The 21,927-nt window shown below is 64.0% G+C and carries 18 protein-coding genes; 5 read left to right on the forward strand and 13 right to left on the reverse strand.

The annotated features are described in order from the left end of the window. The first annotated feature begins 21 nt into the window (after positions 1-21). Positions 22-828, forward strand: a complete 807-nt coding sequence (ku, locus tag RM190_RS20640; protein WP_311761366.1) for a non-homologous end joining protein Ku — start codon at positions 22-24, stop codon at positions 826-828. Here ku (RM190_RS20640) and ligD read toward each other — a convergent pair. From ligD to RM190_RS20655, 3 genes are all read right to left on the reverse strand, one after another. Further along, positions 825-3,329, reverse strand: coding sequence for a DNA ligase D (ligD, locus tag RM190_RS20645; protein WP_311761367.1), 2,505 nt, complete (start codon positions 3,327-3,329; stop codon positions 825-827). The genes ku (RM190_RS20640) and ligD overlap by 4 nt on opposite strands. 3 nt (positions 3,330-3,332) lie before the next feature. Then, positions 3,333-4,160 carry a non-homologous end joining protein Ku gene (ku, locus tag RM190_RS20650; RefSeq protein WP_311761368.1) on the reverse strand — a complete coding sequence of 276 codons (828 nt, stop codon included), beginning with the start codon at positions 4,158-4,160 and terminating at the stop codon, positions 3,333-3,335. Between the two features lie 73 nt (positions 4,161-4,233). Continuing rightward, positions 4,234-5,037, reverse strand: a complete 804-nt coding sequence (locus RM190_RS20655) for a DUF72 domain-containing protein (RefSeq protein ID WP_311761369.1) — start codon at positions 5,035-5,037, stop codon at positions 4,234-4,236. 295 nt (positions 5,038-5,332) lie between these two features. Here RM190_RS20655 and RM190_RS20660 point away from each other — a divergent pair, with 295 nt between their 5' ends. Then, positions 5,333-6,559, forward strand: coding sequence for a Hint domain-containing protein (locus RM190_RS20660; RefSeq protein ID WP_311761370.1), 1,227 nt, complete (start codon positions 5,333-5,335; stop codon positions 6,557-6,559). Positions 6,560-6,612: 53 nt separating this feature from the next. On the opposite strand, the gene RM190_RS20665 is transcribed toward RM190_RS20660, so the two are convergent. The 9 genes from RM190_RS20665 to RM190_RS20705 form a co-directional block, all read right to left on the reverse strand. Beyond that, positions 6,613-7,614, reverse strand: coding sequence for a formylglycine-generating enzyme family protein (locus tag RM190_RS20665; protein WP_311761371.1), 1,002 nt, complete (start codon positions 7,612-7,614; stop codon positions 6,613-6,615). Between the two features lie 99 nt (positions 7,615-7,713). Continuing rightward, positions 7,714-8,988, reverse strand: a complete 1,275-nt coding sequence (locus RM190_RS20670; RefSeq protein ID WP_311761372.1) for a hypothetical protein — start codon at positions 8,986-8,988, stop codon at positions 7,714-7,716. Next, entirely contained in the window at positions 8,985-10,541 is a 1,557-nt protein-coding gene (locus tag RM190_RS20675; protein WP_311761373.1) for a VWA domain-containing protein, read from the reverse strand. The genes RM190_RS20670 and RM190_RS20675 overlap by 4 nt, the downstream gene beginning before the upstream one ends. Beyond that, positions 10,538-11,569: a vWA domain-containing protein gene (locus RM190_RS20680; protein ID WP_311761374.1), complete on the reverse strand. Its 1,032-nt coding sequence runs from the start codon at positions 11,567-11,569 to the stop codon at positions 10,538-10,540. Before RM190_RS20680 ends, RM190_RS20675 begins: the two co-directional genes overlap by 4 nt. Then, positions 11,562-12,080 (reverse strand): DUF4381 domain-containing protein, encoded by a 519-nt coding sequence (locus RM190_RS20685; protein ID WP_311761375.1) that lies wholly within the window; start codon positions 12,078-12,080, stop codon positions 11,562-11,564. Before RM190_RS20685 ends, RM190_RS20680 begins: the two co-directional genes overlap by 8 nt. Next, the gene (locus RM190_RS20690) at positions 12,077-13,099 is read right to left on the reverse strand and encodes a DUF58 domain-containing protein (protein WP_311761376.1); all 1,023 of its coding nucleotides are present in this window, start codon (positions 13,097-13,099) and stop codon (positions 12,077-12,079) included. Before RM190_RS20690 ends, RM190_RS20685 begins: the two co-directional genes overlap by 4 nt. Further along, positions 13,099-14,085: an HAD family hydrolase gene (locus RM190_RS20695; RefSeq protein WP_311761377.1), complete on the reverse strand. Its 987-nt coding sequence runs from the start codon at positions 14,083-14,085 to the stop codon at positions 13,099-13,101. Before RM190_RS20695 ends, RM190_RS20690 begins: the two co-directional genes overlap by 1 nt. 11 nt (positions 14,086-14,096) lie before the next feature. Then, positions 14,097-15,104, reverse strand: coding sequence for an AAA family ATPase (locus RM190_RS20700; RefSeq protein WP_311761378.1), 1,008 nt, complete (start codon positions 15,102-15,104; stop codon positions 14,097-14,099). A 69-nt stretch (positions 15,105-15,173) separates the two neighbouring features. Continuing rightward, positions 15,174-16,742: an arylsulfatase gene (locus RM190_RS20705; RefSeq protein ID WP_390908782.1), complete on the reverse strand. Its 1,569-nt coding sequence runs from the start codon at positions 16,740-16,742 to the stop codon at positions 15,174-15,176. Positions 16,743-17,211: 469 nt separating this feature from the next. On the opposite strand from RM190_RS20705, the gene RM190_RS20710 reads away from it, so the two are divergent. Then, a complete protein-coding gene (locus tag RM190_RS20710) occupies positions 17,212-18,561 on the forward strand; it encodes a DUF3300 domain-containing protein (RefSeq protein WP_311761379.1) in 1,350 nt (449 codons plus the stop codon). A 1-nt stretch (position 18,562) separates the two neighbouring features. Beyond that, positions 18,563-19,489 (forward strand): DUF2950 family protein, encoded by a 927-nt coding sequence (locus tag RM190_RS20715; protein WP_311761380.1) that lies wholly within the window; start codon positions 18,563-18,565, stop codon positions 19,487-19,489. On the opposite strand, the gene RM190_RS20720 is transcribed toward RM190_RS20715, so the two are convergent. After that, entirely contained in the window at positions 19,486-20,622 is a 1,137-nt protein-coding gene (locus RM190_RS20720) for a PQQ-dependent sugar dehydrogenase (protein ID WP_311761381.1), read from the reverse strand. The genes RM190_RS20715 and RM190_RS20720 overlap by 4 nt on opposite strands. 241 nt (positions 20,623-20,863) lie before the next feature. Here RM190_RS20720 and RM190_RS20725 point away from each other — a divergent pair, with 241 nt between their 5' ends. Further along, a complete protein-coding gene (locus RM190_RS20725) occupies positions 20,864-21,922 on the forward strand; it encodes a patatin-like phospholipase family protein (RefSeq protein ID WP_311761382.1) in 1,059 nt (352 codons plus the stop codon). Positions 21,923-21,927 lie beyond the last annotated feature (5 nt).

Raw genomic sequence — 21,927 nt, forward strand, 5'->3', positions numbered from 1 at the left:
TGCGAGGCACGGAGCAGGATCATGGCCCCCCGTTCGTTCTGGAAAGGCTATCTCAAGCTGTCGCTGGTGACCTGTCCGGTCTCGATGATGCCCGCCACAACCGAGAACGAAAAAGTGCGCTTCCACACGCTGAATGCGCGCACCGGGCATCGTGTCGTCAGCCGCTATGTCGATGCCGTGACGGGCAAACCAGTCGCGCCCGAGGATGAGGTCAAGGGTTATGCCAGGGGCGAGGACGACTATATCCTGCTGGAAGATGACGAGATCGAGGCCGTTGGCCTGGAAAGCACGCGCACGATCGATATCGACATGTTCGTCCCGTCCGACAGCATCGAATGGATCTGGTATGACCGTCCGCACTATCTGACCCCAGCCGACAATATGGGAGAGGAGGCGTTCTCGGTGATCCGGGATGCAATGGCGGCGACGCGCATGGTCGGGATCTCGCGTCTTGTGCTGTATCGCCGCGAACGCGCCGTCATGCTTGAGCCGCGTGGCAAGGGGATCATCCTTTGGACCCTGCGCTATGGTGACGAGGTGCGGGACGAGGCGGATTATTTCGCGGGGATCGGCAAGGCAAAGCCCGATGCCGCCGCCATGAAGCTGGTCACGCGTCTGATTGGCGAACGCAGCAAGGACTGGACTCCAGAAATGGTTCACGACCCAGTTCAAGAGAACCTGCTTGCCCTGATCGCGAACCGGAAAAAGGGACGCAAACAGAAGAAAGCCGCAGGCGCGAAAGTCCAGGAAACATCAGGAAACGTCGTCAACATCATGGATGCGCTGAAAAAAAGCCTTGCGGCAGAGGGCAAGGGGAAGGCTCGTTAGCCCGGATTCTTGGCCTTGCGCCCCGCGCCCGGCAGGACCACCGCCTCGGACCTGAAACCGTCCCAGGGATCCGACGACAGGGCAGCAAGCCGCGTCGGCATGTTCTCGACCGTGAAGTAGTTCGGGCGGATGTCCGGACCAAGCTCATCCCAAGCCAAAGGGGCAGAAACCGGCGCGCCTTCGCGGGCACGCGTCGAATAGGCCGCCACGGCCGTCGCGCCGCGCTGGTTGCGCAGATAATCGACCAGGATCTTGCCGCGCCGCCGGGACTTGGCAATGGTGGCGACGAAGCGATCGGGCGCGTCCGCGGCCATCGCCTCGGCCATGGCCTTGGTGAAGGCCTTGACGGCAGGCCAGTCCGCCGCCGGTTTCAACGGGGCGACGACGTGCAGGCCCTTGCCGCCCGAAGTCTTGACGAAGCTGGCAAGGCCCGCGTCCTGCATCCGCTGCCGCACCTCTTGCGCCGTATCAACGATGGTCGGCCAATCGACGCCTTCGCCTGGGTCGAGGTCCATGATGATCGTGTCGGGGCGCTCCCAATCCGCGATGGTCGAGCCCCAAGGGTGGATCTCAAGCGTCGCGGACTGGACCAGCGCGATCATCCCGTCGAGGTCGCTGATGCTGATGAGCGGCTGGCCGGACTTGTCGCGGGGATCCTTGACCAGGTCGATTTTGGGGTTCAGCCCCTTCCACGCGTGCTTTTGAAAGAACTGTTCGCCCGTGATCCCGTTCGGACAGCGCAGCAGCGCAAGCGCGCGACCGGTGACAAAGGGCGCGATGTGGCGCCAGACCTGCGCATAGTAATCGGCCAGCCCTTCCTTGGTGACGCCCGTTTCGGGCCAATAAAGGCGGTCAGGATGGGTCAGAGCTACCGTACGTTTTTGCGCAGCGCCGGGCTTCACGGCTGATTTCGGGCTTTCGCGCATGACGCTTTCCGCCTCCTTGTCTTCTCGCAGTCCCCGGAATGAGGCATGGCGCAGATGCCCGTCCGCGGTCCAGGCGCGAAATTCCACCTCGGCCACCAGATCGGGACGGACGAAGACGGCGCCGCGTGTTTCGTCCGCTGTCAGCTTGCCATCGAAGTCCGGAGCAGGCTGGCGCATCTGGTCAAGTCGCGCGAACAGATCTTCGGCTACGGTGCGGCTGAAGCCGGTTCCGACGCGGCCGGCATGGTGCAGTGCACCATCCTCGTAGACGCCCAGGATCAGCGAACCGATCGCCTTGCGCGAGGTGGTCGAGGGCACGAAGCCGCCGATGACGAATTCCTGCCGGGCCGAGCATTTCGACTTGACCCAAGATCGCCCGCGTCCCGCCCGATAGGGAGAATTGCGCAGCTTTGACACCACCCCCTCAAGGCTGAGACGGCAGGCATGGCGCAGGACCATGCTGCCGCTGGCCTCGAAATGCTCGCTGAAGCGCAAGATCGCCTGGGTTCCGGGCAGCAGGGGGCGCAGAAGATCCTTGCGGTCGACCAGAGGAACGGATTGCAGGTCGAAACCGTCAAGATACATCAGATCAAAGACATAAAGGCGAAACCTGTCGCTTCGCCCGGCGCTGAGATCGGCCTGCAGCGCCGAGAAATCCGACGCGCCGCTGTCATTTTCGACGACAAGTTCGGTGTCAAGGATGGCGCTTCCGACCGGCAGATCCCGCAAGGCCTCGACCAAGGGCTTGCCGAAGCGCTCGGTCCAGTCCAGACCGCTGCGCGTCAGCAGCTTGACCCGCCCCGCCTCGATCCGGGCCTGCAGGCGGTAGCCGTCGAACTTGATTTCGTGCAACCAGCGATCATCCGCGGGGGCCGAGGTGACCAGTGTCGCCAACATCGGCTGGATGAACGCAGGCATCGAAGCCCTTTTCGCGCCCTTGATTTGGGTCAGGTCGGTTGTCGACGACTCTGGCAGGGCAGAGTTGCGCGCCGGCTTGCGCTTCAAGGGCGGGGTGTCGCGGGCAACTTCGGCCAAATCGCGACCGGTCTTGGCCGATTCCGGGCGCTCTGCAAGGATATCCGGGCCGTCGGGGCGGGCAAAGTCGTCGTCGCCCTTGATAAGCAGCCAGTTCTCGCGCTTTTCGCCGGGCTTGTGCTGCATGCGCACAAGATGCCAGCGTCCACGCAGCTTTTCGCCCTGCAGTTCGAATTCCAGATGCCCCTTGGCATAGGCCTTTTCGGGATCTCCCAGGGGCTTCCACTCCCCCTTGTCCCAGACAATGACGGTTCCGCCGCCATACTGGCCCTTCGGAATGGTGCCCTCGAAATCGCCATAGTCCAGCGGGTGATCCTCGACATGGACCGCCAGGCGCTTTTCGCCCGGATCCAGGCTGGGTCCCCTGGTCACGGCCCAGCTTTTCAGGACACCCTGCATCTCCAGCCGAAAATCATAATGCAGACGTGTCGCATCGTGTTTCTGGATGACGAAGCTGTGGCCATGCTTGCGGGTCTTTGCGCCCTTCGGTTCCGAGGTCGCCTTGAAGTCTCGCTTGCTGCGATAGGCTTCCAGCGCCATGACCTAGCCCGACTTCCGGCGCGTTCCGGTGCTGGCAGGCTTGCGCGCGGGCTTGGCGGCCATCCCCGCGCTTTCGCGCAGCGCCGCCATCAGGTCGACAACCTTGCCGGCGCGGTTGGGCTGTTTGCGCGCGATCTTGCGCCCCTCGGCCTTGGCCTTGACCAGATCGGCAAGCGCGCCTTCATATCGATCTTCGAAGGCGGTGGGATCGAAGCTGCCTTTCTTGGTGTCGATGATGTGGCGGGCCAGATCCAGCATCTCGCCCTTGATCTTCAGGTCAGGGATGTCATGGAACGCCTCGACGGCCGAGCGGACCTCGTAGTCGAAGTTCAACGTATTGGCGATCATGCCATCGTCATGGGCGCGGATCAGGACGGTCCGTACCCGACGAAACAGGACCGTCTGGGCCAGGGCGGCGACACCCTTCCGGCGCATTCCGTCGCGGATCAGCGCGAAGGCCTCGGCCGCGGTTTGCTGAGCCGGGCTCAGATAATAGGGCTTGTCGAAATAGACCTTGTCGATCTCGCCACATCCGACAAAGGCTGAAACGGCCAGCGTCTTGTCGCTGTCGGGCACGGCGGCGGCGATTTCGTCGGGCTCAAGGATGACGTAATCGTCCGGGCTGATCTCATACCCCTTGACCTGGTCGTCGCGTTCAACCGGCTTGCCGTTGTCGCTGTCGACGAACTCCCGCCGGACGCGATGCCCTGTCGCACGGTTGATGGTGTGAAAGGCGATCCGGTCCGAGGTCGATGCCGCCGTGTAAAGCGCCACCGGACAGGTCAGTTCGGCGACTTGCAGGATACCCTTCCAATTGGCGCGGGGTGCCATACCGATCCTCGCTGGGACGAGTGGGAGTGTCGGTCGCTCAACCTTTCAGCGCCCCGATTGTTCCGGCTGACAGTCAGCCAAGCCGCTTGATCATTGCCATTGCGGCCTGCGGGTTATGTGCCTTGTGGCCGCTGATCACGAACAGAAAGACGTCGCGTGGCGCCCCCGGCTTTGGCGTTGCGACGTAGTCCAGACCCTCGGGGACGCCACCATCGGCCCAAATTCGGGCGCGTTCCGTCCACGCATCCAGTTGGGCCGACGTGTAGCCCAATGGCTCGCTTTCCGTCGTTCCCATGATCCGGGCATAGATGAAGGATGCGGTCGGATCCGCGATCTGGGGAAACTCTCCATCGGCCGAAATAATCGCCGCCACATCATGCGCCCGCACCAGATCCAGAAACTCGGGGTGGCGAAAGCTGTCATGGCGAACTTCGACCGCGTGGCGCAGATGCATTCCTTCGACCGTTTTGGGAAGCAGTTTCAGGAAAGCTTCGAAATCCTCGGGATCGAACTTCTTTGTCGCCATGAATTGCCAGTTGATCGGTCCCAGCTTGTTTCCAAGCCTTGCGATGCCGCCGGTAACGAAACGCTCGATGGACTCGCCGGATTCAGCCAGAACCTTGCGGTTGGTGGCGAAACGAGGTGCCTTCAGCGCAAAGACGAAATCGTCTGGCGTTTCGTCATGCCATTTCTGGTAACTGTCCGGGCTTTGGCTGCGGTAATATGTCCCGTTCACCTCGATCGCAGTCAGGTGGCGGCTGGCATATTCCAGTTCGCGTTTCTGGGGCAGGTCGTCCGGATAGAAACTTCCCCGCCATGGTTCAAATGTCCATCCACCGATTCCGATCCGGATTTTCCCGCCTCCAGTATTTTTCATTCCGCCCTCATATTTTCAGCAAAGGTTGGTGCAGAAAGAACACATCGGCATCCGGATTCCTGCTGTCAAAGCCGATGGATGTGTCGCCGCAATGCACGAGCGATGACACAGAAAGAATGAATATTAAAATTAATGAAATCAAGATTAATGGCTTGCGAAGACTTGGCTATGGCGGAAACGCGCCAAACGCGCTCGCGCCAGGGTGTAGTTGACGTAACGGAAGCGCGAGCGGACGTGATGTCGAACCATCCAGCGAACTGTCGCCTTTAAGGCGCATTCTGAAAAGGATTGTCCAATGCCCTATGTTACAGCAATGCCGGACGCCACCATCGACCTGACGGCGGACACTCCCGTCGTTTCCCTGGGCGATAACCTGGTCCTGAACGACCTGAGCGCATCACAGGAATTCGATCTTTACGACATTCAGGAAACCTCTGGCGCGACGGTCGATCCCGGCGACCAATTCGATGCCGTGCAAAGCGACGGAACCCCCGTCGTGAGTGGACAATATGCGGGCGATGCGACGATCTCGACCGCATCCTCGACCGTCAACGTGCTCGGCGCTCTGGGCGTCAACCTTGGCAGCCTGACCCTCGATGTAAACTCGATCTCGGGCGAGATGATGATCGATGGCTCCGGCAACGCCTATTTCGTTTCCGACGATCCGCTTGACGAAGACCACATGCAGGTGACGGTGAACTTTGCGCTGTTGGGCATCAACACACCTTCGATCACCGTTCCGATTTCCGGTCTGGCCGATGCGTTGGCGGCGAACCCGCTTCTGGCAGGAATCATCGGTCCGGTGACCACAGCTGCGACCAATGCCGTGCAGGGCATCCTGGATACCGCAATTGTCAACGTCGACTACGACCCGGACGCCACTTTGACACTGGCGGATGATCAGGTCTTCTGCTTTGTCGCCGGCACGATGATCCAGACCGAGACGGGTCCGGTCGCGGTCGAGACGCTGGTGGCGGGCGACATGGTGCTGACACGGGATCGCGGCTATCAACCCATCCTGTGGGTCGGCAGCGTCCGTCTGGCCGATGCGTCGCTGCGCCGCAATCCCCGCCTGCGCCCGATCCGGATCAAGGCCGGGGCGCTGGGTATGGGTACGCCCGAGGCTGATCTGCTGGTCTCGCCACAGCACCGCGTCCTTGTCCGCTCGAAGATCGCGGTAAAGATGTTCGGCACCAGTGAGGTGCTGATCGCGGCCAAGCAGCTTCTTCAGGTCGACGGCATCGATTACGCCGATGACGTGAACGAGGTCCTGTATGTCCACTTCACCTTTGACCGCCACGAGGTCGTACTGTCGAACGGCGCGGAGACCGAAAGTTTCTATACCGGTGAACAGGCGCTGAAATCCGTGGACAAGGCTGCGCGGGAAGAGATCTTTTCCTTGTTCCCGATGCTGAGGGACCCGGCTTTCGTGCCTGAACCGGCGCGCCTTGTTCCCTCGGGGCGGCGTTCGCGCAAGATGGTCACGCGCCACGTTCAGCACGGTCGCGAACTGGTCGGCTGAGGTTTGGGGCTGATGGGACGGGCCGCGATTGCGGCCCGTTTTTCGTCGTCTTGTCAGGTGGCTGCCGGTCCCTCGGCACGCAGCACGCAGCGGAAGCTGAGATGGCTGGTCGATGTGTCCACCGCCTCGGCGTGGCGCGCGGCGGGGCGATAGCGGCGGCAATAGTTCGGTGCGCAAAGATGCGAGCCGCCCTTGATGACGCGGCGCGGAATGCGGATCGCCGGTTGCAGGGGGTCGAAGCTGCCGTCCATCGCGGCGCCGCGGGGGTTTTCGGGGATGCAGCAAGCCTTTGCGGCGTCGGCTGGGTGCTTGCTGGAAAACCAGTCCTGCGTCCATTCCCAGCAATTGCCGATCATGTCCTGCAGCCCATAGCCATTGGCCGGAAAGGCCGTCACGGGCGAGGTGCGGTCAAAGCCGTCCAGGGACAGGTTCTCGACCGGGAAATTGCCCTGCCAGGTATTGGCCATCTGGCGCCCCTCGGGGTTGAGTTCGTCCCCCCAGGCGAACTCAGCGCCATCAAGCCCCGCGCGCGCCGCAAATTCCCATTCTGCCTCGGTCGGAAGATCCTTGCCCGCCCAGGCGGCATAGGCCAGCGCGTCGGCATAGGCGACATGGACCACCGGATGGTCGTCCAGCCCGTGGATATGGCTGCCTTTGCCATAGGGGTGCCGCCAATCCGCGCCCTTCATGAAGTTCCACCATTGCGACCAGTCGCGCAGGTCGGTGATGCCGGGCCGGGGCAGAAAGACCAGCGAACCCGCATAAAGCATCTCGGGCAGGGCGCCCGGATATTGCTTTGGGTCGGGCCTGCGCTCGGCCTGGGTGACATGGCCGGTGGCCTTTACGAAGCGCTTGAACTGCCCGTTGGTGACCGGAGTCGTGTCCATCCAGAAGCCATCGACCTTGACGCGGTGGCTGGGCGCTTCTTCGGGGTAATGGTCGTCAGACCCCATGCGGAAGGTTCCGCCCGGCACCCAGGTCATGCCCCGTTGCGCCCGCTCGGCCTTGCCGTCGGGGCGGGTCGCGGCGGAACGGGTTGCGGTCTGGTCGTTCATCCGTTTCTCCTTTTGGCCGGGCGGGCGGCTGTCATGCCCGGCGCCGGTCAGTCTGCATCTTTTGCATCGCGCTTGGCAATCGCGGGCAGATCGGTCGCTTTACCAAGGGTTCAGCGGCGGAAGTGCCGGGGCGCTTTCCGCTTTTCGCCGGTGCAGCAGGTCGTGCCGCGCGGCACGCAATGCCTCGGCCAAGGCCCGTCTGGAGGCGTCCGAGGGATGGGTCCGTGTTCCCTCCGGTCCCCAGATCTCACGGTCGGCCAGGGTCAGGGCGTCAGCAACGCCCGCGGGGGTGCCAGTTGCCCCGATGCGGTCAAGCCAGTCGGCCAGGGCGGCGCGGATCGCGCCCGGATCACCCCGACGCGTCTGGCGGCGCAGGCGGTGGAACACCACAGGCTCCGACCGGGACAGGCGGACCAGCGCTGCCCGCGCGGGACGCCGCCCCAGCCATAGCAGGGCCAGGACCAACGCGCCAATGCCCGCGGCCCAGCTGAGCGCCCGCAGTCTTGGATCAGGGGTGCCGGGCGGATGCCAGCCGGGCGGCGCCGGGATCGAGAAGGAGATGCCCTTTGCTGTCGCGCTTTCGACCTGCGCGGCAGGGCTGTTCCACCAGTCCAGCCGGACCTCGGGCAAGGTATAATCCCCCGGTGCCTCGGCGACATAGGTGATGCTTTCGACACGCCGCGCGATGTCGGGCCCGCCCCTTTGGCCCGGCTCGTCCGAAAGCTCGGGTTCTCGGGGATAGGCGCGCAGGCCGGGAGGAGGATCGCCGCCCAGCAGCGCGGGCAGCAGCATGGACTGCGTTCCCTGCGCCTCGATCGTCAGCGTCCGGGTCACGGCCGAGCCGGGGCGGGCATCGTCGCCGGGCCCCTCGACGGTCTGGGTCATCGTCAGCGCATCCGCGGCAACAAAGGGCGACAGTCCCTCGGCCCCCTTCGGAACGCTGGCCGTGAACGAGATCGCGGGAACTTCAACCGTGGCCGGTACGGGCTGGTTGGTCTGCGGATCGGCATAGGTCAGCGTGATCTGGTGGGGTTCCAGCGCGTAATCGGCGGCGCGCTGCGCGGTGATCTCATAGATGCGCGAGACGACAGTCCATGTCTGCCCGCCGATACGGCGTGATGCCGGCCGCGCGGCATTCGCGGGCGTGCGCGTAATTGCATCCGCAATCTGCATGTCCGGCCAGTCCGGCGGCTGCACCAGATAGTTGGGGGTCAGTACGCTTAGCGTGATCCGCAGGGGCGTGCCCACCGTGACCCCATCGGTCGGATCAAGCGTCACTTCGACCTGCGGCGCATCGGCCGCATCCTGGGCAAAGGCCGAAGGGGCCAGAAACGTCAGCAGAAGCATGGCCAGAAGGATGCGCGGCAACCTCATTCCTGGCCTCCGGACGAGGGCGTCGCGGGTGCGGCCGGGGGAGCGTTGGCGCGCGTCGCATCTTCGACCGCGAAGCGCGAACGCAGGAAGTCGGCAGGCTTGGTCTGGACCTGCTTCATCCATTGCTCGGCCGCGTCCTCCGACAATTGGGTATCGCCAGTGATGCGCATCATCTTGCCCTGGTCCCCGGTCAGATCCTCGACGGTGCCATCGGCGGCATTGTCCTTGTCGTCGGCTTGGGGATCCTCGTCCGCGCGGGTCTCGGCCAGATAGGCAATGATGCGCTTGGCGAGATCCAGGTTTTCCTGAGCTTGGCGGTCCGTTGGGTCAAGGGCGACGGTGGCGGTGAATGCGTCGACCGCGCCTTGGTAATCGCGACCATGGACCAGTGCGACACCACGGTTGAACTGGGCATCGCGGTTCTGGCTCGGCTCCAGCAGCTTCGCGGCATCCGTGTACTTGCCTGCCCGCATCAAGGCCACCGCCTTCCAGGCGGGTATGGTGAAATGCTCTGCAGCAGTGGGGAAGTCGCGCGCGGCATAGGCTCGGGCTCCCTGCTGATCGGGTGTCCAGAACAGGTCCGCAAGCGGTCCGGCGTGGGCGTCGGGGGGCGCCGCCAGCAGGGCCATCGCCGCAATCGCCCAGTGCATGGTCGTGCCGCGCCGGAACCACAGCAGAAGCAGCAGCGCGGCCGGGATGGCCAGAAGCCAGCCATCGTCCTGCAGTTGGCCCTGTTCCCCGGCCGCCCGCGCCAGGTTCGAGGATACCGCCCGGTTGACCGCGCGCAGGTCGCTGTCATCGACGGTGACGGCGACGGTCGTGACATCGGCATCCCGCGCCCAACGGTCAAGCTCGGCCCCGCCGCCGTCTGCGGCGACGACCAGAGCCACGCGGCCCGGCCCGTCCTTGGGGAAGTTCGCGATGTCGGTCGGATCGACCCCGTCGGTGACAAAAAGGACGGTGCCCGCCTGATCCTCGGTCGAAAGCAGCGTCGCGGCGAGGCGCATCGCCTCGGACGGGCGTTGTCCCGCACGCGGCATGACTCCCGGCGCCAGCCCCTCAAGAAAGCTTTGCAGAACCGTCGGATCCTCGGTCGGGGGCATGACCAGATGCGCGCTGCCGGCATAGGCGATCAGGCCGGTCCGCCCCCCGGCGCGCAGGGCGATCAGGTCCCGGATCTTCTGCTTCGCGCGTTCCAGCCGCGAGGGCGGGACATCGCCATTCGCCATCCCGTCGGACAGGTCCAGCGCAATGACCAGAGGCGCAGTCTCGGTCACGAAGGGCGAGGGGGCAGGGCGAAAGGCCGGACCCGCCGCCGCGATCGCCATCAGCGCCGCCGCGCCAAGGATCAGCTGCGCCGCGCGGGTCCGGCCCGCCTCGCCCCCGCCGATGATAAGTGCAGCCAGAAGATGGGGCGCGATTTGCGGCAGGCTTGGCCGTTCAGCGACCTCACGCCGGCGCAGACCCCACCAAAGCAGCGCCAGGACCGGCAAAGCCAGCAGCCAAAGTGGTCGCAGCAAGGTCAGGTGGGCAAGATCCTGCAGGATGTTCATGCCGCGGCCTCGTCACTTGACCCGGCTCGCGCCTTTTCGTGTTGCCCGACGGTCCGTCTGTGCCAGCCACGCCTTGCCAGCATCCAGGCATAGCCCAGCACGGTCATCAGGACGAAGGCTGCGGTCGTCCACTGACCCAAGGGCAGGCGCGGACGCCACGACACCGACTTTGCCTCGACCGGGTGCAGGGTGTCGATCTGCTCATAGATCCGGGTCAGCCCCGCCGCGTCCTCGGCCCGGTTGAACGTGCCCCCGGCGGTGGTGGCGATGGATTGCAGCGTGGCCAGGTCGACACGGTCCTGCTCATCCTTGCCATTGGGATCGCCGACTGCGATCGTGTGGATGGTGACGTTGTTCTTTGCCGCGATATCGGCGGCCTTGGCCGGAGCCATGCGAGACGAGGTGTCCGAGCCATCCGACAGCAGGATCAGCACGCGCTCGTCGACGTTACTGGCTGCGAAGGATTGGATCGCAAGGCCGATCGCGTCGCCCAGCACGGTGTTCTGGCCCGCCATGCCTGGCGAGAGCGTGGCCAGCAACTGGCGCGCTGCCGTCGTGTCGCGCGTGAACGGAACCAGCACATAGGCGGCCGAGCCAAAGGCGATCATTCCCACCCGATCATCCTTGCGCGCGGCGATGAAGCCGTCCAGCACCTGCTTGACTCCGTCCATCCGAGTGCCGCGCTGCCCGTCCGACCCGATGAAATCACCGGTTTCCATCGAACCCGAGATGTCGACGGCCAGCATGATGTCTCGCGCGGCCTCGGTCCGGGTGACGGGATCACCCAAGCGGACGGGACGGGCGATGGTGGTGATGGCCAGCGCCCAAAGCAAGGCGACGAACACGATCTGGACGGCGCGCCGGGCCGGAACTACCGCGCCTTCGCCGGTGGGCAGCCCGGCACTGACCCGTTCGAAAAACGGCAGGCGGATGGCCTGCACCCGCTGACGCCGCGGCGGCGTCAGCCACCAGACGAGGATCGGCAAGGGCAGGGCCAGAAAGGCAAGGGGGGCGTCGAATTCAAGCATGATGATGCCGGATCCAGTGCCGCGCCAATTCGGCCAGCCGTGCGCCCTGAACATCACCGGGTTGCCGCATATAGGGCGTATCGGCAAGCGAGGGCGAAAGCTCGCGGAAACCACCATGCGGCAGCTCCGGATCGGTATGGTCCAGGTAATCCGCCCAGGCTGGGCCGGTCAGCGCAGCGACATCCTTGCGCGGGAATGCGGCCAGCGCAGTTCGTCGCAACAGCAGGTCAAGCTGCGCCAGCGCCGGGACGTCACCGCGGGCCAGCGCCGGTTCGATCGCACGCAGCGCCGCCAGCGCCGCCCGCCGATAGGCATTTGCCCGGCGCCGTTGCCGCCAGCGCCAGGCGACGAACAGAAGCAGCAGTGTCACAGCGGCGGCCAGAACCCACCAGATTGGAGTCGCCGGCCACATCGACACCGCCGCCGGCTCGCGCAGCTCGTGAAGCTGCGAGATCAGCGAGACCAGGTCGTCGGCCTTCGCGGCGGGCTCGGCTGCATCGTCCGGGTTCACGACATGTCCCCCTTGACCATGGCGTCGTCGGGCAAGCTCAGGCCGCGGGGTGCGCGGCCCGACCCGAACAGACGCAGGACCTGGGGCAGGGTCTCCTCGGCCGCGGTGATCGGCAGGATGGCGGCGTCCAGCCGCTCTTGCCAAGCCAGCAGACGCCGCAGGCGTTTACCGCCGGTTTCGGCCAGGTTTTGCTGGACCTTGCGCGCCGACAGGTCCAGTTCAACCTGCAGGCGCCCGTTCCCGACCACAAGCCGCCCTTCGGCCGGCAGTTCATGGGCCATCGGGTCAAAGACCAGACCCAGCACCAGGTCGTTGTTCCGGGAAAGCCGCGACAGCGCATGGAAGGTCTCGTCATCGGCGCCGTCGAAATCCGACAGGATCACCACCAGCCAGTCATGCTTGACGATCCTTGCTGCCTGCTCAAGCGCAAGGTTCAGCATCCCCGGCGCATCGTCGACCACCGGAGCCTCGGCCGACAGCGCGGCGTTTCGCTGGGCGATCAGCGACAGCAGGCGCAGAACCGCGCCGCGGCTGCGGGCGGGACGCTGATCCTCGATCCCGCTGTCCGACAGGACAAGCCCTCCGACCCTGTCCCCTGCGGCGAGAATGCGCCAGGCGGTCAGCGCCGCCAGTTCGGCGGCCGAGACGGATTTCATGTTGAGCCGTGTGCCGAAGAACATCGCCTGTCGCTGGTCCACGACGATCAGGGCGGGGCGGTCGCGTTCCTCGCGCGTTACCCGGACATGCGGGCTGCCGGTCCGGGCGGTGACGCGCCAGTCCATGCTGCGGGGGTCATCGCCGGGCAGATAGGCGCGGATTTCTTCGAACTCCAACCCGCGACCGCGCAGGCGCGAGGCGCGCCGGCCCGACAGAACGCTGCCCACCGGCTGGCGCGGCAGAAAGTCAAAGCGCCGCGCCCGCCCCTCCAGCGCGACAAGGTGCTGCAGGGTGGTGTGAACCCGCGGGTCGCCGCCCGCCAGCTGGGGCGCCTGACCCGCTGACAGGGACGGCTTTCGCATCACTTGGCGTCCGGATAGACGCGCGACCAGTCCTTGGCCATGTCGACCAGCAGCCAGCCGCGTTCCGGGGCCGCGTCCAGCGCCTTGTCCAGCTTGCCGAAATGACTGTCGCGGTCATAGGCATATTCGCGCTCGGCATCCGTGTGATGGACAATGACGCCCAACCGCGGACCTTCGCCGGTGGTCGTATATTCCAGCATCTGGAAATCGCCATCGGAATTGCCGAAGGCCATGACCGGACGCCTGCCGATATGGCGGTCGATGCCCACCGGCTTTCCGGCACCGTCATCGATGAAGAAGATGTCGGGCTTGCGCATGAATTGCGGCTTGCCGTCGATCACTTCGTAATCCTTGGCGATCTGCGAGCCGACCACCTGCTGCGGGGGAATGCCATAGGCCTTTTCCGCCCAGGGTCGCATGAAGTCGATGCCGCCGCCCGACACGATCCAGGTCTGGAACCCGTTCGCGCGCAGGTAATCAAGCATCTCCACCATTGGGGCATAGATCATTTCGGTATAGGGGCGCTGGCTTTTGGGATGGCGCGCCTCGGCGAGCCATTTTTCAAGTATGTCGTCGAAGCCTTCGTCGGTCATCCCGGCATGGGTCGCGGCCAGAAGCTCCATCAGCCCCTTCTCGCCCGAGGAGGCCAACCCGGCCATATCGTTTTCCAGCACGTATTTGAACGGGGGCTGCTCTTTCCATTCGGGATGGCGCGGGGCCATTTCCTTGACCCGGTCGAACACGAAGAAGGCTTGGAAATAGGCCGGCTGCTCGGTCCACAGCGTGCCGTCATTGTCGAAGACGGCGATCCGATCCTCGGGCGCGATCCAGCCCGGTCCGCCCTCGGTCGTGGCGGCCTTGACGAAGTCGACGATGGCGGTCTTGGTCGCGCCGTCATTCCAGCTGGCCAGATCCTGCGCAAGGGCGGCGACGGGCAGCACCACGGCAAGGGCCGCGGCACGGGCAAGGGCAAGAATACGATCCATGTCCGGTCTCCTCAGGGAATTGCGACAAGGCGAAGCAGGTCTGCGATGACGTCGTCGGCTGGGCGGCCCGCACCCTGCGCCTCGTAACTCAGCGCGATGCGGTGGCGCAGCACGTCCGGCGCGATCGCCTGGACGTCGCCCGGCGATACGAAGTCCTGTCCCCGCAACCAGGCATAGGCGCGGGCACAGCGATCAAGGGCGATGCCGCCGCGCGGACTGGCCCCCAGCTCGATCATCCGGCCGAGGTCGTCGGACAGCTTGGCGGGTTGGCGTGTCGCGGTGATGATGTCGATGATGTAACGCTCGATCCCCTCTGCGACATGGATGTCCGCAATTTCGGCGCGCGCCGCGTCCAGCGCCGCGCGCGCGACGCCGTGCCCGTCGGACGCCTGCCCCGCAGCAGGCTCGGCGGTCGGGGCCGCGGGTGGATCCAGCGCTGCCTTCTCCTCGGATCGGACGAGGCGCAGGACATTGCGTTCATCCTGTGGGGCGGGATAGTCGACCAGCACCTTCATCAGGAAGCGGTCGGTCTGCGCTTCGGGAAGGGGATAAGTCCCTTCCTGTTCGATGGGGTTCTGAGTTGCCAGCACCATGAAGGGCGACGGCAGCGGATGGCTTGCTTCGCCCACGGTGACCTGCCGTTCTTCCATCGCCTCCAGCAGCGCGGCCTGCACCTTGGCCGGCGCGCGGTTGATCTCGTCGGCAAGAAGGATGTTGCCAAAGACCGGGCCGGGCTGGAAACGGAACTCTCCCGCGCCGTCCTTGGAAAAATAGACATCCGAACCGGTCACGTCCGCAGGCAGCAGGTCCGGCGTGAACTGGATCCGGGTGAAGTCGAAATCCAGCGCCTGCGCCATCGCCTTGACCGCGCGTGTCTTGGCAAGGCCGGGCAGGCCCTCGATCAGGACATGGCCATCGGCAAGCAGGCCGACCACCATCCGTTCCACCAAGCGTTCCTGCCCGATGACGGATTTGTTCATGGTCGCCATCAATGCCGTGAATGAGTCACGCGCAGGCATCGGGAACACCTCTGTTCTGGTTCTCGCGAAGGCGGGCAGGGGCGGGAACGCCGCCTCTGCCCGGGTTCGTCACTGGCCGCCGCCCATATTGTCCAGCGACTGCATCAGATCGGCCTGCACCTGGTCGATCGAGAAGCTGTCGGGCCGCTGTGCCGGCGGGAATTCCTTGAATGTCGCAAGGAACTTGCCCACTTCGGCACTGGCCGGAGCAACCAGGAAGGCGTGGTCGAGCAGCCAGTCGTAATAGGTGTTCGAGGTGACGTCGGCACGCTCATAGGGGTCGGCGCGCAGGTCGAACATCTTCGGCACGCGCAGTTTGGTGAAGGGTTCGGCCCAGATGGCCATCGTGCCCTTGGCGCGCTGTTCGGCAAAGACGAACTTCCAGTTTTCGTAGCGCAGGCCGACCACCTCGCCATCGTCGTTGAAATAGAAGAACTCGTTGCGGGCGCCCTCGTCCGACTTGCCGGTCAGGTAGTCGAGCTGGTTATACCCATCCAGGTGGTTCTTGTAGTCCTTGCCGGCGATGGTCGTGCCTTTCAGCAGGCGGTCCTTGATATCGGTATCGCCGGTGGCTGCCAGCAGCGTGGGGAACCAGTCCAGCCCCGAAACGATGTCATTGGCAGTCGAACCGGCTTCGATATGGCCGGGCCAGCGGATCATCGCCGGAACACGGAATGCGCCTTCCCAGTTGGTGTTCTTTTCGCTGCGGAAAGGCGTCGTGCCTGCATCCGGCCACGAGTTCTGGTGCGGCCCGTTGTCGGTCGTGTAGATAACGATCGTGTTGTCCGCGATCCCCATGTCGTCCAGCGACTTCAGCAGGGTGCCGATCACGTTGTCATGCTCGACCATCCCATCCGCATATTCGGTCAGCGCGCTCAGGCCGGGCTCGCTGCGATGTTCGGGGCGGACATGGGTGCGGAAGTGCATCCGGGTCGTGTTCATCCAGGTGAAGAATGGCTTCCCGGCATCATGCTGGCGTTTCATGAAGTCGATCGCGGCGGAAGAAGTCTCGTCGTCGATCGTCTCCATCCGCTTGCGGGTCAGCGGCCCGGTATCCTCGATCTTGCCATCGGCCGAGGACTTGATAACGCCCCGCGGTCCGAATTTCTGAGCGAAAGCCGGATCCCGCGGATAGTTGAAGTTCTCGGGCTCTTCCTCGGCGTTCAGGTGATAAAGGTTGCCAAAGAATTCGTCGAAGCCGTGCGCGGTCGGCAGGAATTCGTCGCGGTCGCCCAGGTGGTTCTTACCGAACTGGCCGGTCGCGTAACCCTCGTCCTTCAGGGCCGAGGCGATGGTCACGTCCGATGCCTGCAGCCCGGCGTTTGCCCCCGGCAGGCCGACTTTCGACAGGCCGGTGCGGAAGGTCGTCTGGCCGGTGATGAAGGTTGACCGGCCTGCCGTGCAGCTTTGCTCGGCATAGTAATCGGTAAAGATCATCCCTTCATTGGCGATGCGGTCGATATTCGGGGTGCGATACCCCATCACGCCCTTGGTATAGGCGGAAATATTGCCCTGTCCGATATCGTCACCGAAAATGACCAAGATGTTCGGCTTTGAAGTATCGGGCGCGCTTTGGGCCATCGCTAGGCCGCTTGCACAGAATGTCAGTGCGGCCGCCAGTCCGATCTTTCGTAGCATGGGTCTCTCCACTCTGAATTATCACCGCGGTCGTGCGAATATCGCACCCTTCGGTCCATCAGGATGGAAAGGCCTCTTGCTGCCCGCGTTCGGTCGGGACGCGTTCAGACGATGCATTCCCTTCACGATGGCGTCAGGGCTTCCGCCCCCGCGGAATTGACTATGAGCAGGATAGGAAGCCTCACGCAAGACCTTATCGCGCTTGGTAAAAATTCGGCGGCATTCTATTGCCTATCGCGGAAAAATGGGAATCGGTGTCCGGCCGAATCTCTCGGAGGCTCGCGTCAATGCGAGCAGTTGACGCGGTCAGTTTCATGGCACGCCATGCGGAAAGTCGGATCCAAATAGCGTTATCGCGCGCGATGTTCTTTTGCTTGACGCTTCGGCAAACCGATCACTACTAATGGGAACAGGAACGTCGGCATTTGTTGAAATGCCTGTGGTTCAACGCGATGAAGGAAGGTTCTCGATGCTGAAGCATCTGTTCATGACTTCTTCGGTTGCGATCCTGCTGATGACATCCCAGGGTCACGCCCAAACGGCACCGGCCACGACGCCGCCGCCGCCGCAGAAGCCTGCTGCAACGCCCGCTGCCGCCACCGACCCGGCCTTTACCCAGGCCGAGCTGGAGACGATGGTCGCGCCGGTCGCGCTTTATCCGGACACCCTGCTTATGCAGATCCTGGTGTCCTCGACCGAGCCGCTCGACGTGATGAAGGCGGATCAATACCTGCTCAGCAACGACGCCGATGATGCCACCCGAAAGCAATATGCCGAGTCCCAGGATTGGGATGAAAGCGTCAAGGTTCTGACCAGCGCATTTCCCGACGTGGTCGAGGATATGGCAGATCACATCGACTGGACCGAAAACATGGGCAACGCGATGCTGACGCAAAGCGATGACGTCATGAGCGCGGTGCAGACCATGCGCCGTCTTGCGGTGGACAACGGAACCCTGACCAGCGGCGATCAGCAAAAGGTGGACGTGCAACAGGCACCGGGCAGCAGCGACAGTGCGGCCCGGACGGTGGTGGTCACACCAACGGATCCGCAAAGGGTCTATGTCCCGCAATATAATCCCAGCACCGTCTATTCCAACAACCTTGGAAATATCGTCGCGACGACCGCGGTGGCTTTTGGAACTGCGGCGCTTATCAATGACATCTTCGACGATGACGATGATTGGGGTCATTATTGGGGATGTCATGACTGCGGCGGCTGGAACGGCCAGCCGATCATCCGCGACCCGAATGTCAATCTGAATGTCGACGGCAATGTCCGGATCGGCAACCGGGTCGATATTGACCGCGACAAGCTGGCCTGGAAGCCAGACCGCAACAAGGTCCAGACGGCCCGCACCCGCATCGACTCGGAGCGTCGCAACAACAACGGGCGACTGACTGCGATCAACAAGAACGCCTCGGTCCAGGACGACCTGCGCAACCGCCTGCAGGCCCGGCCCGGTCGCGGGGATCTTGGCGGCGCGCGCGCGGGCATCCCCTCGGGTGCGGCAAAGGCTCGGTTGGACCATCGGCCGGATATCGACCGAACTTCGCATTTCAGCGCGGCCGACAAGGCCAAGGCCATCAACCGGACCAAGGTGGCGCATCATCCCCAGCCGGGGGCCGGGGCCAATCGTGCCGCCGTCGCAGCGAAGAAGCCGGTCGCCCATCGGGCCCAGCACCCCAAGAAGCCCGCGGTGCACCAGGCGAGCCACAAGAAACCGACCGCGATCAAACGTCAGGCCTCGGGGTCGCGCACCAAGATGGCGTCCCAGCGCGGCCATGCCAGCCGCGGTCACCATGCGCATCGGAGGTGACATGAGCAGCCTGCGCAAGTTCCGCATCGCCACCGTCCTTGCATTCCTGCCTTTTGCGGCCCATGCCGCGCCCGAGGTCTTTGCGACCGGGCAGGACGCATTGGACGCCATGATTGCCGCCACCAAGGGACAGGACCGTGACGGCCTGCTGAAGGTCTTTGGCCCCGAGGCCGAGGATCTGATCTTTTCCGGCGACCCTGACGAGGACAAGCAGAACCGCGAACAAGTCCTGACGATGTATCAGCAGGGCTTTCGCCTGACACCCCAAGAGGACGGCTCACTGCAGATCGAATTGGGCGAGGATGACTGGCCCTTTCCGATCCCGCTGGTGAAGGGGGCGGACGGGTGGAGCTTCGATATCGCGGCGGGCCGGGATGAGGTCACCAGCCGCACCGTCGGCCTGAATGAGATTGAAGTGCTGACCCTGATGGACGCCTATGGCGACCTTCAGGCCAAGTTCCGCCTGACCGATCAGGATGGCGATGGGGTGATGGAGTTCGCGAAATCCGTGATCTCGACCAGCGAGGAACGCAGCGGTCTTTACTGGCCGGGTGGCGACAGCCCGCTGGGCGAGGCTGCGGCCCGCGCCTCACTGGACGGCTATAGCGACGGGGATGCCGATCAAGAGGCCGAGCCGTTCGACGGCTATTTCTTCCGGGTGCTCGACCAGCAGGGCGAACATGCGCCGGGCGGGGCAATGAACTATGTCATCAACGGAAATATGGTCGGCGGTCATGCCTTGCTGGCTGTTCCCGCCGAATATGGCGTGACGGGGGTGCACAGCTTCATGGTGTCCGAAAACGGCATCATTTTGCAGGCCGACCTGGGGCCGGACAGCCTGACGAAGGGGTTCGACATCGTCAGCTATGACCCCGACGATGCCTGGACCCCCGCCGAAGTGCCGGCCGAAGGAGATGACGCACCCTAGCGGGACAACCGCCAGAGCCGCCCTTCGCTGGTATCCTCGATGGCCCAGATTGCGCCATCTGCCGCGACGGCCACGTCCCGGACGCGGCCGCCGATGCTCCAGCGGTTACCTTCGGTCACACCGCCCTTGTCATCGAAAGCGAGCCTGACCAGCAGCTCGGAGGCGAGCCCGCCGACAAATGCCGACCCCTTCCATTCGGGGAACATGTCGCCCTGATAAAAGGCCATCCCGGTGGGGGCGATGATGGGGGACCAATACAGCAGCGGAGGCGTAAATTCCGGCCGGGTGGCGTGGCGCGGGATCGGCGTGCCATCGTAATTGTCCCCCTCGGAGACCTCTGGCCAACCATAGTTCTTGCCGGGTTCGATCAGGTTGACCTCATCCCCGCCAAACGGTCCCATCTCGATCGACCAGAGCTTGCCGTTGGCGTCAAAGGCCAGGCCATAGGGATTGCGGTGCCCGGTCGTCCAAGTTTGGGCGCGGACGCCGCCGCTGGCGAACTGCGGATTGTCCTCGGGCGTCGTTCCATCCAGGTTCAGCCGCAGGATCTTGCCGCGGGCCTCATCAGGGTTCTGCGCGCTTTCCGCAGTCATCCGATCCCCAAGCGCCAGGAACAGGTGCTGTCCGTCCGGGTCGAAGGCGATGACCCCGCCGGGCTGTTCGCCGCCATTGGGAGGAGTCTGCGTCCAGATTTTCCTGAAATCCTCCAGCCTTGCCCCTGTGGCGTCCTCGACCAGCCGTGCCTTGGCCAGAACCAGCATCCCGCGCTGGTCTCCGGGCTGCAGATAGGTAATGTAGAATTCGTTGCTGGACGCAAAGTCGGGGGCCAGCGCCACATCCAGCAGACCGTTCTGGCCCACGAACTCGACCTTTGGCACGTTGTCGAGCGAGGTTTTCTTGCCCTCTGGCGTGACGATGAACATGCGTCCCGGTTTTTCGGTGATCAGCATCCTTCCGTCCGGCATCATCGCGATGGCCCATGGCGTGTCGAGCGTGGCCACCGCGGTGATCGTGAAGGGCATCGGCGCTTCGACATAGGGAACTTCCCCGACATGGACCGGTGCGGCCTGTGCCATCGTCGCGGTCAGTGCGATCAGGGTCAGTCCCAGGAAGGTGTTGCGGCGGGGCGACATCGTGTTCTCCGTTCAGGTGGGGAGGAAGGCGGGTCGTCATCGGGAAGCGGTCCAGCCCATTGTTAAGCCACGCGGGCTTTGCCGCAATGCCCCGCGTCGTCCGCCGCGCAAATGCACAATGCCGAAGCAGGCCGACTTCATCGGAAGATCCGGGAAAAGCGCGCGGAAATCATTGCAAAAGCGGGAGGCCTGTCAGATGCTGCACTGCGGAATGCCGATCCGGACCATAGCGGAGCGACAGATGACCGACGCTGAACTTCCGATCAATCTTGCACTCCAGGGCGGAGGGGCGCATGGCGCGCTCGCCTGGGGCGTGCTGGACCGCCTGCTGGAGGAGCCGCGCCTGCGGATCACCGAAATCAGCGGCGCCAGCGCCGGGGCCATGAACGCGGTCGTCCTGGCCCAGGGCATGGAGGTCGGCGGGCGGCAGGGCGCACGCGACGCGCTGTCGGCGTTCTGGAAGGCGGTCAGCCGGGCCGCGCGATTTTCTCCGATCCAGCGCAGTTATTGGGACCGGGTCAGGGGCAGTTTCTCGCTGGACGCTTCGCCGGGTTACCTGATCTCGGAAACGCTCAGCCGGATCTTTTCGCCCTATCAACTCAACCCGTTCGACATCAATCCCCTGCGCGCGGTACTGAAGCAGGCAGTGGATTTCGACGCTGTCAACCGCTCGCAGGTCAGGTTGCATGTGACGGCGACGAATGTGCGCACCGGCCAACCTCGCATCTTTAGCAGCGGTGAAATCACGGTCGAGGCGGTCATGGCCTCGGCCTGCCTGCCGCTGATGTATCACGCGGTCGAAATCGACGGCGAGGCCTATTGGGATGGCGGCTTTTCGGCAAACCCGGCTTTGACGCCGCTGATCCTGGACAGCAAGGTCGTGGATGTCCTCATCGTGCAGCTCAATCCACTGCGGCGCGAGGAATTGCCCCGCACCGCGCGCGAGATCATCAACCGCATGAACGAGATCAGCTTCAACACCAGTCTTGTCAAGGAATTGCGCGCGCTGAGTACCTTGGGCCGGATGATCGACGAGGGCATCGTCACCCTGACCGAGGGCAATGACCTGCGCCTGCATCTGATCCACGGAGAAGCGGACCTGCAGGAGCTTTCGGCCTCAAGCAAGCTGAATGCCGAATGGGCCTATCTTCAGGATTTGTTCGCGCGGGGTCGTATCTGGGCCGACGACTGGCTGGCAAAGAACCTCGACCAGGTGGGCAAGCGTTCGACCTTTTCCGTCGACGAATTGATGTCGATCCCGCAAAGACCTGCGGGGCTGGCCCCGTTGCGTGACAAATGACACGA

This window comes from Paracoccus broussonetiae (assembly GCF_031854425.1).
In the GTDB taxonomy this organism is placed as follows: Bacteria; Pseudomonadota; Alphaproteobacteria; order Rhodobacterales; family Rhodobacteraceae; genus Paracoccus; species Paracoccus broussonetiae.